A 12748-nucleotide genomic window follows, 5' to 3' on the forward strand; every position below is an offset into this window, starting at 1 on the left:
ATTGTATTCTGATTTTTAACAAGAAGAAAACTTTTAATTTTGTTGAATCACGGGTTTCACTCAATTGTTATAGTTCATTTTTTAAAAAAAATCAAAATTGTAATCTTGATACTAAGGATATTAGTATTTTTATGCCAGTGTGAATTAAATGTTAGTAAATTATAAACATAAAAACACAAATTTTTTTCTGTATGTCTATTTTATGTATATATTTGACTTTTTTAACGCAATAAAAAATAAATTGTTTTAGTTATTGCTTTTTTAAAAGATAAAACAATTTTTTAAACGGGTTGTTTTAATTTTTATGATTCAATAATTTAATTTTTAGTTTTAAAAGCATTTATTTGCAAAGCATACATTAACTAACCATTACCGATAAAATTTAAAAAATGGCATTAAAAGGTTTATTTAGAAAAAAGACAGTTCAAGACATTTTAAAGCAAGTTGAGAAAAATAATTTGGACGGGCATGAAGCTTTAGGAAAGCACTTAACAGCTCGTGATCTTACTGCTTTTGGTATTGCTGCTATTGTAGGAGCAGGGATTTTTAGTACCATAGGTAAAGCGAGTGCAGACGGCGGTCCAGCGGTTATTTTCTTATTTTTGTTTACAGCTGTTGCTTGTAGTTTTGCAGCGTTTGCTTATGCCGAATTCGCTTCTATGGTTCCAGTTTCTGGTAGTGCTTATACTTATTCTTATGTAGCTTTTGGTGAATTGATTGCATGGATAATTGGTTGGGCTTTGATTATGGAATATGCAGTAGGTAACATAACCGTAGCAATATCTTGGAGTGATTACTTTACGGGGCTTTTAGAAAGCGGCGGGATTACGATGCCACAGTGGGTTCAAATGGATTATTTGACAGCTTCAAATGGTTTTAAAGACGCGACTGCTTTAATGCAAGGCGGAAAGTCTTTTGAAAATTTATCAGCAGCCACTCAAGCTGCTTACACTGCGTGGACAACTTGTCCAACTATTGGTTCTTTCCATTTAGTAGCCGATTTGCCAGCACTTTTGATTATCGTCTTGATTACTGCTTTAGTGTACCGTGGAATGAAAGAATCTCGAAATGCTAGTAATTTAATGGTTGCAATTAAGGTTTGTATCGTTTTATTGGTGATAGCTGTTGGAATCTTTTATGTTGATACTGCTAATTGGTCTCCGTTTGCTCCTAATGGTATTACTGGTGTTTTAAAAGGTGTTTCTGCTGTGTTTTTTGCCTATATTGGTTTTGATGCAATTTCTACTACTGCAGAAGAGTGTAAAGATCCTCAACGCGATTTACCAAAAGGTATGATGTGGGCTATAATACTATGTACATTATTATACATTGCAATTGCGCTAGTTTTAACAGGTATGGTAAGCTATAATCAATTGAATGTTGGTGATCCATTGGCCTTTGTGTTTGATAAATTAGATTTAAAATGGATGTCTGGAATTATTGCAGTTTCAGCTGTAATTGCTATGGCGAGTGTTTTATTGGTTTTTCAAATGGGACAACCTCGTATTTGGATGAGTATGAGTCGTGATGGTTTGTTGCCAAAGAAATTTTCTACCGTGCATCCTAAATTTAAAACACCTTCTTTTGCAACAATAGTTACCGGTTTTGTAGTAGCTGTGCCAGCTTTGTTTTTAAACTTGACAATGGTTACAGATTTGTGTAGTATCGGAACATTATTCGCTTTTGTTTTAGTATGTGCTGGTGTGTTGTCTTTGCAAAATAAAACAGATATTCCTCGTGGTAAGTTCAAAACTCCTTATGTGAATTCAAAGTTTATTATGCCTGTTTTAATGATAATAGGTCTTGTTTTTGCTTTTGGATTTAATGAAAAAGCGACTATGGATTTTATTACTAATAAGACACAAGTAAATTCACCTTCTTCTATTATTACTTCGTTGAATAAAGAAGAAACTAAATTGGTTTCTGATTATTTAATTGCATTAGAAGGAGAAAAAGCAGCGGAAGCTTCTTCTGACCTTGAAAACTTATTGAGCAAACATGCAGAAGATGATGTTAAATATGAAAGCGTAGTGGCTGGATTACCAGTTTCTGATGCTATTAAATACGAAAGTGGTTTTGCTTTGTTTAAGCATAAAATACCTATGTGGATTTTCTTATTCTCTTTAATAGGATTGTGTGTTTGGGCATACAAGCAGAATTTGTCATTAATTCCATTGTTAGGCTTAATTTGTTGTTTGTACATGATGGCTGAATTGAGTGTGTGGAATTGGATATACTTTGGAATTTGGTTGTTAATTGGTTTGGTTATTTATTTTAGCTTTAGCCGAAAAAATAGTAAATTGAATACTGAAGCTCGCTAAGTATATTTTTATCGTTTAATATCAGACCTCTTAGTTTTGCTAAGAGGTTTTTTTGTTTCAATTTGTAGCGTATTGATTTCCTTTTATTTGTGTTTATTTAATATCTTTATACATAATGTTTTACACTTTTTATATAGTTTTTATCTATTAAAATTGAAAAATCAAAAGATAAAACTATGGTAAATTAGCATTCATTAAGATATCAATTTAAATAAACATATATTATGGAAAACAGCAGTAATTCTTTTAGTGAAGGCGGAAAATGTCCTTTTTCAAGTGGGGCACTAACCAAAAGTGCAACTTCAGGTACAAATAATCACGATTGGTGGCCTAAAGCACTCAATTTAGATATTCTTCATCAACACGATAGTAAAACCAACCCATTGGGGAAAAATTTTAATTATGCAGAAGAGTTTAAAAAATTAGATTTGGAAGCGTTAAAAAATGATTTGAAAGCTTTTATGACTTCTAGTCAAGAATGGTGGCCTGCAGATTGGGGACATTATGGCGGATTAATGATTAGAATGGCGTGGCACTCAGCGGGAACTTATAGAATATCTGATGGGCGAGGTGGTGCTGGAACTGGTAACATCCGATTTGCACCTTTGAATAGCTGGCCTGATAATGGCAATTTGGACAAAGCAAGGAGGTTGTTGTGGCCTATAAAAAAGAAATATGGTAATAAAATTTCTTGGGCGGATTTGATGATTCTTGCTGGAAATATGGCTTATGAGTCAATGGGATTAAAAACGTTCGGATTCTCTGGAGGACGTCAAGATATTTGGCACCCAGAAAAAGACGTGTATTGGGGAGCAGAAAAAGAATGGTTGGCAAAAAGTGGAAGTGAAGGAACTAGATATTCTGGGGAACGTGATTTAGAAAATCCGTTGGCAGCCGTTATGATGGGATTAATTTATGTAAACCCTGAAGGTGTAGACGGACAGCCTGACCCGCTTAAAACTGCACATGATGTTCGCATTACTTTCCAAAGAATGGCAATGAATGATGAGGAAACTGTTGCATTAACAGCTGGTGGTCACACTGTTGGAAAAGCACACGGAAATGGTGATGCTTCAAAATTAGGCCCAGAACCAGAAGCGGGCGCTATCGAAAATCAAGGCTTGGGCTGGCTAAATCCAAAAGGTAATGGAAATGCTGGTGATACGGTTACGAGTGGATTAGAGGGCTCTTGGACCACAAATCCTACACGTTGGGACAACGAGTACTTTTATTTATTATTGAACCACGATTGGGCATTAACAAAAAGTCCAGCAGGAGCTTCGCAATGGGAGCCTACTAATATCAAAGAAGAAGATAAACCATTTGATGCACACAATCCATCGGTTAGAAGAAATCCAATTATGACTGATGCGGATATGGCAATGAAGATGGACCCAGCTTACCGTGCTATATCGGAACGTTTTTACAATGATCCTGCATATTTTTCAGAGGTTTTTGTTAGAGCTTGGTTCAAGTTAACTCATCGTGATTTAGGGCCTAAAGACCGATATTTAGGTGCTGATGTACCAGCTGAAGATTTGATTTGGCAAGATCCTATTCCAAAAGTTGACTATACTTTAAGCGAGGCAGAAATTGAAGAATTAAAAGTTACCTTACTAAACAGTGGATTAACAAGAGCCGAATTAATCAATACCGCTTGGGATAGTGCAAGAACTTTCAGAGGGTCTGACTTTAGAGGTGGAGCCAATGGAGCCAGAATTCGATTAGCGCCTCAAAAAGACTGGATTGCAAATGAACCAGAGCGTCTACAGAATGTTATAAATAAACTAACAGCAATTCAGTCAAGCTTGAGCAAAAAAGTTAGTATAGCAGATTTAATTGTTTTAGGTGGAAGTGCAGCTATCGAAAAAGCGGCTCAAGAGGGAGGATTTACAGTAAAAGTTCCATTTGCTTATGGCAGAGGAGATGCTAGTCAAGAAATGACAGATGCAGAATCATTTGAAGTTTTAGAGCCAACAAATGATGCATTTAGAAATTTTATGAAAGCTAAATATGTTGTAGAGCCTGAAGAATTGATGTTGGATAAAGCACAACTTTTAGGATTAACTGCAGCCGAAATGACTGTTTTAGTTGGAGGTATGCGTGTTCTTGGAACCAATTATAAAGGAACAAAACACGGTGTATTTACCAATAATGAAGGAGTGCTTAGCAATGACTTTTTCGTTAATTTAACAGATATGAATTATAGTTGGAAACCAGCCGGAGATAATCTATACAATATTGTAGATAAAAAATCTGGAGCAACTAAATGGACTGCTACTCGTGTTGATTTGGTTTTTGGTTCTAATTCCGTGCTAAGAGCTTATGCAGAGGTATATGCTCAAGATGACAATAAAGAAAAATTTGTTGCTGATTTCGTTAGAGTATGGGTAAAAATAATGAATGCTGATCGATTTGATTTGTAATGAATGAAACTATTATGAATATTAAAAGTGGGCTTTTAAGCCCACTTTTTTATTATAGATTAAATGAATTTTATTTTTTTAGTATTTTCTGCATCGTTTCTTGACCATCTTCAAAACGAAGTAGAATAAAATAAAGACCATCACTTAGTTGACTAACGTTGATAGTGTTGTCTTCTGGTTTTCCTTCAAGTACAGTACTTCCTTGTGAAGAGAAAACTATAAAATGATTAGCAGGTATCACAGATTGAATTTGCAAAGTATGACTCACTGGGTTAGGATACACGCGAATTACGTTAGTGGTTTCGACTTTATTCGAATTTGTTCCCAAAGTTTTATTTACAGGATCTCCCCAAGTATAACTAAAACCATCTGTTTTTGCAATTAAGTCTGGAGTTTGGTTAGTACTCCCTCCTGAACCATTATTAAAAATGAGATTTATTGCAGTTGGTCCAGTGATAGTATATTTATAAAAACCATTGGCGTCTGCTGTCATGTTTACTCCTGGCCAGACTGCATTTGCTATACTACCAGTCGGTGTAGCGCTCCAGTAATATACTTTTGGAGTTACGGTCCAGTTTGTTGGTGGTTTAAAATATACGGTAATTGTTGGTACCGCACTAAACGTATAGTTTTCTGTTTTGATGGCCGAGCTGGTTCCAGCCGTGTTTCTAACAAAAGCTTTCAAGACAGTAGTTGAAGTAAAGGCAAATGATTTACTTCCAATGGCTGAAGGCGAAGCTGTAGTTGGCGTCGTTCCGTCGAGGGTATAGTAAATGGTCGAAGTGGTTTCGTTGGCCGTTAAGGTTACATTTACTGTAGATCCAGTTGCAAAGCTACCTCCAAGTTTTGAAATAGTCAAATCAGGAGCTATGGTAGGGCATCTGTTGGCAGGTTCTCCATTCAACCAAGCTCTATCGTAGTATTTAATTCCTGCTGTTGTAGATAAGTCGGCAGTTTTTAAAGTACCATCATTGAACAGTAAATTAGAAGCAGAAACCGTACTTGGGAACGTATATTGGTACCAATCACCACAATCTTTGGTCATCGCTATACCAGGCCAAGTTAAAACTGGAGCAGTTCCTGTTGGTGACCAATAGTAGATTTTAACTGCAGCATTCCAATTGGTTGGTTTTTTGAAATACACCGTAAAAGTTGCGGGAGTGCTAAACGTATACGTTTCTGTTTTGATAGCAGAGCTAGTTCCAGCGGTGTTTTTTACAAAAACTTTAAGCGTTGTAGTGTTGGTAATGGCTATACTTTTACTGCCAACAGCTGAAGGCGATGCTATGGTTGGCGTCGTCCCATCGAGGGTGTAGTAGATGGTTGATGTAGTTTCGTTGGCTGTAAGTGTTACATTCACAGTGGTACCAGTAGTAAAGTTGCCGCCCACTGGAGTTATGGTTACATCTGGTAAGATAACAGGGCATCTATTGGCAGGCTCTCCAGCTAACCAAGCGCCATCATAGTATTTAATTCCCGCTGTAGCAGTTAAATCAGCAGTTTTTAAAGTCCCATCGTTGAACAATAAATTTGAAGCAGAAACCGTACTCGGGAATGTATATTGGTACCAATCCCCACAATCTTTAGTCATCGCAATTCCAGGCCAAGTTACTACTGGGGCAGTTCCTGTTGGTGACCAATAGTAAATTTTTACCGCTGCATTCCAATTGGTTGGTTTTTTAAAATACACCGTAAAGGTACTAGGAGTGCTAAAAGTGTAGGTTTCTGTTTTGACAGCAGAGCTAGTTCCAGCGGTGTTTTTTACAAAGGCTTTAAGCACAGTAGTACTGGTAATGGCGATACTTTTGCTACCTACAGCGGATGGCGAAGCAGTTGTTGGTGTTGTGCCGTCTAAAGTATAGTAAATGGTAGATGTCGCTTCATTTGCAGTAAGTGTTGCATTCACTGTGGCGCCAGTAGTGAAATTGCCGCCCACTGGTGCAATGGTCAAATCAGGTGCAATAGGAGTGACGTTGCAACGATTAGCAGGTTCGCTGGCTAGCCAAGCTCCATCATAAAATTTAATTCCTGCGGTTGCCGATAAGTCGCCGGTTTTTAAAGTACCGTCTGTAAAAAGTAAGTTCGAAGCGGATACTGTACTTGGGAAGGTGTATTTGTACCAATCGCCACAATCATTAGTCATAGCTACTCCTGGATAGGCTACAACTGGTGCTGTTCCTGTAGGAGACCAATAATAGATTTTTACAGCTGTATTCCAATTGGTTGGTTTTTTGAAATACACTGTGAATTCTGGTAAAGCTCCAATTGAAATAGTTTTGGTAACAGTTTCTGAAATGTTTCCTTCATTGTCAACCGCAAACAGTTTTATAGTGGTCGTCTGAGTGATGGTGATGGTTTTGCTGCTAATTGCGCTAGCCGATGCCGTTGTTGGAACACTACCATCAGTGGTGTAGTAGATTTTTGGTGATGGGTCAGTACTATCGGTGGCTTTTATGGTTACGTCTACTGTTGTTGGAGAATTTGTGATGTCTGGCGTAAACGTAAGTTTTGGAGCTACATCTAGATTTTTTCCAACCCAAACGTGTTGAATTTTCGATTTGGTGACATTGCCTTTTTTATCAGTTACTTCTACGTAATAATCCACTAATTTTTCCGAAAGTCCAGCAATTTCTGCATGGTATTGATTAGCAATTACCGTAGGCAGCATGTACAAATCGGCTTGGGTACTGTTGGTTACATTGCCTTTAGGGAAAACCCTTTCGGTCATTGGTAAACTTACCCAAGAACCCACATCAGTTCCACCGGCGTATGTATCGTTATGATTGGAGCTTAAACTGTTTTTCCCATCATTATCAATACGGTATTTTAGTTCGGCTCTTTCAACCCCGCTTACATCATATGCAAAAGTGTATACTGTAAAGTCGGCTGAATTCAAGAATTCTTTGTAAGCATAAGGCGCTCCGTATCCTTTTTCTCCAGGATTATAAGGCCATCGCTGTGGAATAAAAACAGAAGGTTTGGTGTTGTCAACGCCTGGGTGAGCGTTAAGTGTTGGTTGTGCAAACTCCACACAGCGGTTCACAGCCAAGGTTGTTTTGATTTCTAAATCTTCGGCTAAACCATAATAGGCATTTCCACTGTCGTATCCGGCCATCAAAAAATGCCATGCTTTTTCAGCTGGACTTATGGCTGCTGTTGGATTTACGATTTCGCTAATGCGGAGATTGCTTCCTTCGAGTTGTTCGGCCATGATGGCGTGATTTTCACCCGCGGTAGTTATGGCTTGGTTCATCATGTCTTCTGTCCAACCATTCGGATTGAATTTTTTGGTAACAGGATCAAAGAAAGGCCAAAGCCAGTTGGTAAATTGTGGATGACCAAAATCCCCATCAGCATTTACCCATGCGCCGTCTTCTACGTGAACAACTTCAGATTCTGGGACAGGATGATCTTGTAAATATTGTGGAATAGTTGTAGCATTATTTCCCTTGGCTGCCGAGGCATGCGAAAAACCAGTAACCGATTCGTTATAGTATGATGAACCGCCACCCCAAGCATTATCGCCATCATGAGCAAATAAAACCAAAGGTTGTCTTGGAGAGGTTGAAGCTTTGGCTGCAATAGGATCTATTAGAGTAGTGCCAATTGCAGAATAGCCGTCTTCATAACTTTCGTAATCTGCCATTGGAACCACGGTGATTTTGTATTCCTGAGCGGTTTCAGGATCGATGTATTTGGCTTTATAAGGCAAATAGGAGTAAGGAATGGCAAATTGTCCTCCGCGGGCATCTTTTTGAGCCGAAAACCACGTATTTCCTTTCGTATCTACTTGGTCAGCTTTGTTGGGAACATCACACATCGTCCCACCAGAACCGTATTTTAGGGGATAGTCGGATAAAGTTCTTGAAAGGTGGCTATTAGCAATGACCGACCACTCAATGCCACACTCTTTTAAGGTTTTGATGATTCTTTCTGAGAAAGCGCATTCTGCTGGCCAATAGCCTTTCGAATCGTGGGTACCAAACAATTGAGCACTGTAGTATTGGTGCGCTTTGATTTCTTTGGTCAAGGCTTCGTCACTTAACAATGGCGATAAGGCGTGGTGCATTGTAAAAGATACTACTTCCATTCTTGGGAATCCTCCCGAAGTTTTCCAGCCTTTGGCATCCTTAATATTTTGCGTCCACGAAGTCGAATAGCCCCATTGGTTGGCTTGGGCTAATTCCTGTACGTTTTCCATCAATGAACCTCCGTAAGTGATTTGAGCCCCTGCTTTGGGCAAATCAGCTATCGAGGATATGGCATTTTTTGGAGCAAATTGGTAGGCTGCTACACGGTCACCGGTACTAAAAATCTCCACTAAGTTATTAGTAGGATGGGCTAGTCCGTTCTTGTCGTTGTTAGCTCCCGATGTTTTCAAATCTTGCGATTCTTTAACTATCTGGTAGCGATTGGGGTTTTTCTTGCTTACATCACCCCAATAAGTGGGTTGGTGCAAATGCCACAAATAAGAAGTGCTTATTTGTGCTTTCGCTCCAAAACCGTAGACGAGTAGGGGTATAAGCCATAGTACTAGTTTTTTCATAATTTAAGTTTTGGTAAATAAAGCATTAAACTTTTGTTAAATTTATCAAAAAATAGTGTTCAAATTATGAATGTCATAGTTGAGGTTTCTACTACAACGTTTTAGTGTTTACAACTTTATTTTAAAAGTATTTTTTATAACAAATGAATTTAGAGATTCTTATAAAATTAACATCATATTGAAAATGTGCTATTTTTTTAATAGTTATGCCTGTTTTTAAGGTTAAAATGATGATTATTTTGAAAAATATTAAAATGAAACCCAACAGAGCATTTCCGATTTAAAATAGAGCGGATATTCTCTAGGAGCACCACATTCTTGCGCACCACACGAGTCGTCCCGCTGTCCGTTATATCTTGCTTGTCGAACCCCGCCAAGCAAGGATGCCACTGCCATCGGGGCTAGGTGAGGGTTTTTGGTTTTCATAACATAAAAAAAACAGCAGTATTCATTTTGAACAGTGCTGTTTTGGGAATGATGTTGTCAAACGTTTTTATTTACTACTTCGCCTAAGTTTCTCTTTTGTTGAAAAGGCAATTCTAATGTTGGGACAATTGTCTTTTACTTTGTTGGTATGAATCAGCGTGTCATTTTTGAAGATGAATTTTTCATTCTCAAAGATTTCATAAGTAGCTTCACTACCGCTTGGTTCACAGTCTTTTATTGTTTTGTAATCTCCACTATACGGCTCGTTAAAAGGAATACATATAACTCCAAATGGATGTTGAAACAAACATCCTTTTGGTTTTGTACTATTTAAAATGATAGTGTCCTTTTCAATTCTCCATTTTCCGCTGCTTTTGGAACCGCTTTCGCAACTTCGACTTGAATATTCGAAGCTGTTGTTTTCCTTGATGCTTAATTTTGCTCTAAAAGGCATTCCTTGAACAGTGTCATACCACGTTCTCACAAACTTTGGATTTTCGATGGTTGGTTGTAACTCTTTTTTGCAACTTGAAAATAAAATCAAGCAACCAAACAGAAAGCCTGTTTGGTTTTTGAAGTCAAAGATTTTGATTGTATTGCGCATAGGAAAAAATGGTGCTGCTTGCGGTTAAGGTGGTTTTGGCTGGTATAAAATCGTAATATGAAAAGGAAATTGCCCGAATCTATTGAAGTTGTAATTGCTAGTTTTCTACCACTCTCTGGGAGCTATCAGTTCTTCTGCATCAGCATTGAATCCATAAGCTTTAGCAATAAAGTCAAAGTCAGCAGCAATTGATTCTCTAGCACCAGTTTCTATTTCGCTGTTTTGCTCAGAGAATTCGTTTTGTAAATTATTTATTTTTTTTGTCGCTGTATGTGTTAACTTATAAAGTGCGTCATTGTTGTTAGGCGATGTTTTTTCAATATCAATACATAGTTCAATAAGGATTGTTTTCACTTTGTCAACGAGAAATTTTGGGAAATAGGAATCAGCATACATATCTTTTAAATAGGCATAATTCTTCATTTTATCGTTTTTTAAATTTTCTTGATTGACAATTGTATTTTGATTTGTCGCTTGCTGACCATTGCAAGAAAATAAAATCAAAGAAATTATTGCAATAAAATATCCTTTCATTTTTTATAAAATTAATTATTTGTTATCTGGTTCATTGATGTTTTTTTCTTTTCTAACTAGGGTTAGCTGCTGTTAGAATCTCATTCAAGAGTATTTTAGAGTAATGATTAGATGTATTCACAAAGTCAATAAGGAATTCTGAGCTATTAATTTTAAAGTATACTTCTTGTTCCGAATATTTAATATTATGTTGTTTAAGTTTTTGAATACCCTTTAAAGAGTGTATTTTTGTTGTGTTGACTTTATTGAGTTGATTCTCATTGTGTACAATTGCATTTCGAATGCTTTTAAAATCTTCTAGTTCTTTCCAAGATTGGTTTTCAGCAGAGGCAGTTTCTATATTTAGAACTAAATTCATATATTTTCTGACAGTATCAATATCGCTATTCCCTTTTAAATCTTTTATTTTTAGTGTTTTATCTTCAAATTGTTCACATTTTTTTCCAAGTTTTGTGAAATGAATCTCGAATAGTGAAAATAGCGAGATAAATATTGAATTATAAAAGAGATAATCAAAGTCGTTTTCGTAAACTTTTTGACTTAACATTACTGATAGATTATTATCAACGTATTTATCCCAATCTCCATCTTCTGAAAATGATTTTTTACTTATTTCTAATCTTTCACTTAATGTATTCAATTTTTCTTCACGAAAAATAATTACATCTTTGCAAATAAGTAGCAAAGACTCAGAATTGCTTTTAAACCTCAAATAATTGCTAACTATTTTACTGTTGAATTCACTTATGTTTTTCATATATGTAAATGCTTATTACCTGTTCTCACTATACTTTATTTAGCTTTTATTTTGTTTCAAGTTCGTTAATCAGTTTAATTAGTTTTACTCTATTTTTGCTTGATTTCATCCAATCAGGAAGTTTCTCAACCATTGTCCAATGAGTTCGATTGTTTCTTTCTCTTAAATCAGCGGATTTATATTTTTTCAAATAGGCTAAATGTTCATAGTTAAAAGCCCAAAAAATATGATTTCTGAAGTTTGAGTTTATCCAAAGTGGAAGTCCAAAATAATTTTCATTTGTTTTTCCGCTATTTGAAAACAACCATTCTTGTGAAATATTTCTTGGCTCGTAATCTTGTGTTATTCCACAATTTTTACATCTAACTGCTATTTTTTCTTTTTTCTCATTAACATTCGGTATTATCAAATTAATTTGCGAAGAACAATTTGAACAATTGCATTTTAATTCCACTCGGAAAGTTTCTTTACGTCCTCGTTGTGAATAATGACAATATGAACAAGTTAAAATTCTTTCAGAAAAGTAAGAATTGGGTGTTTCTTTTTTAATAACTGCCTTTTTGTTACATTTTGGACACTCAACATATATATCATTCTGAAAATTACATATTGTGTAATTTTCGTCTTGAAATCTATTGTCAATGTTTTCAGTTTTAGTTTTCATAAAATTGCTTATAACTAGTACATGTGTTTGATAAAATCACTTCAAAGTACTCTTTTTCTGGATGTTTGCTAGGATAAGAATCACATTATATAGTATTCTCAAATATATACAATTTTCATTACAAATCTTTTGCTTGTTTAGGGTTTGTTGATATTGGTTTATGGTTATTGTTTGAAAAAACACACCCCCAACCCCTCTCAAGAGGGAAGTTGTAACTGCAAAAAAAAGGGGATTTGTAATTTATAAATTGGAATTTCTTCGCATAACGTTTCTAGCCCTGATGGGAGCGGCATCCTGTGGCTCTGGGGTTCAGAGCCACAGATATAGCGGACAGTAGGATTAAGCTCCTAAATAGTTGTGTAATGGAGGAATTTGCCCTTCGACTATGTTTAGGAGGATATTTTGGGATTTTTGATTTAGGATTTGAGATTTAGGATTTGAGATTTAGGATTTAGGATTGGCAATATAAA

The 12748-nt window shown here is 36.2% G+C and carries 7 protein-coding genes; 2 read left to right on the forward strand and 5 right to left on the reverse strand.

Annotated elements, in window-relative coordinates; translation table 11 throughout:
- Positions 1-389: 389 nt before the first annotated feature.
- Entirely contained in the window at positions 390-2321 is a 1932-nt protein-coding gene (locus FLAVO9AF_RS02230) for an amino acid permease (RefSeq protein ID WP_159683593.1), read from the forward strand.
- A gap of 224 nt (positions 2322-2545) precedes the next feature.
- Positions 2546-4747 carry a catalase/peroxidase HPI gene (gene katG, locus FLAVO9AF_RS02235; protein WP_159683598.1) on the forward strand — a complete coding sequence of 734 codons (2202 nt, stop codon included), beginning with the start codon at positions 2546-2548 and terminating at the stop codon, positions 4745-4747.
- Positions 4748-4817: 70 nt separating this feature from the next.
- On the opposite strand, the gene FLAVO9AF_RS02240 is transcribed toward katG, so the two are convergent.
- From FLAVO9AF_RS02240 to FLAVO9AF_RS02260, 5 genes are all read right to left on the reverse strand, one after another.
- On the reverse strand, positions 4818-9293 hold the full coding sequence (locus FLAVO9AF_RS02240; protein ID WP_159683603.1) for a starch-binding protein: 4476 nt from the start codon (positions 9291-9293) through the stop codon (positions 4818-4820).
- A 493-nt stretch (positions 9294-9786) separates the two neighbouring features.
- Positions 9787-10323: a hypothetical protein gene (locus tag FLAVO9AF_RS02245; RefSeq protein ID WP_159683608.1), complete on the reverse strand. Its 537-nt coding sequence runs from the start codon at positions 10321-10323 to the stop codon at positions 9787-9789.
- 105 nt (positions 10324-10428) lie between these two features.
- Positions 10429-10857, reverse strand: a complete 429-nt coding sequence (locus FLAVO9AF_RS02250; RefSeq protein WP_236552262.1) for a DUF5713 family protein — start codon at positions 10855-10857, stop codon at positions 10429-10431.
- 52 nt (positions 10858-10909) lie between these two features.
- Positions 10910-11614 carry a hypothetical protein gene (locus FLAVO9AF_RS02255; protein WP_159683611.1) on the reverse strand — a complete coding sequence of 235 codons (705 nt, stop codon included), beginning with the start codon at positions 11612-11614 and terminating at the stop codon, positions 10910-10912.
- Positions 11615-11660: 46 nt separating this feature from the next.
- Positions 11661-12278 carry a hypothetical protein gene (locus tag FLAVO9AF_RS02260; protein ID WP_159683614.1) on the reverse strand — a complete coding sequence of 206 codons (618 nt, stop codon included), beginning with the start codon at positions 12276-12278 and terminating at the stop codon, positions 11661-11663.
- Positions 12279-12748: the final 470 nt, after the last annotated feature.

It is taken from the genome of Flavobacterium sp. 9R (assembly GCF_902506345.1).
In the GTDB taxonomy this organism is placed as follows: Bacteria; Bacteroidota; Bacteroidia; order Flavobacteriales; family Flavobacteriaceae; genus Flavobacterium.

What these genes read in the sequence shown, in the direction of transcription:
- FLAVO9AF_RS02230 (WP_159683593.1), top strand. Translation starts at nt 390, where the DNA reads ATGGCATTAAAAGGTTTATTTAGAAAAAAGACAGTTCAAGACATTTTA.
- katG (WP_159683598.1), top strand. Translation starts at nt 2,546, where the DNA reads ATGGAAAACAGCAGTAATTCTTTTAGTGAAGGCGGAAAATGTCCTTTT.
- FLAVO9AF_RS02240 (WP_159683603.1), bottom strand. Translation starts at nt 9,293, where the DNA reads ATGAAAAAACTAGTACTATGGCTTATACCCCTACTCGTCTACGGTTTT.
- FLAVO9AF_RS02245 (WP_159683608.1), bottom strand. Translation starts at nt 10,323, where the DNA reads ATGCGCAATACAATCAAAATCTTTGACTTCAAAAACCAAACAGGCTTT.
- FLAVO9AF_RS02250 (WP_236552262.1), bottom strand. Translation starts at nt 10,857, where the DNA reads ATGAAAGGATATTTTATTGCAATAATTTCTTTGATTTTATTTTCTTGC.
- FLAVO9AF_RS02255 (WP_159683611.1), bottom strand. Translation starts at nt 11,614, where the DNA reads ATGAAAAACATAAGTGAATTCAACAGTAAAATAGTTAGCAATTATTTG.
- FLAVO9AF_RS02260 (WP_159683614.1), bottom strand. Translation starts at nt 12,278, where the DNA reads ATGAAAACTAAAACTGAAAACATTGACAATAGATTTCAAGACGAAAAT.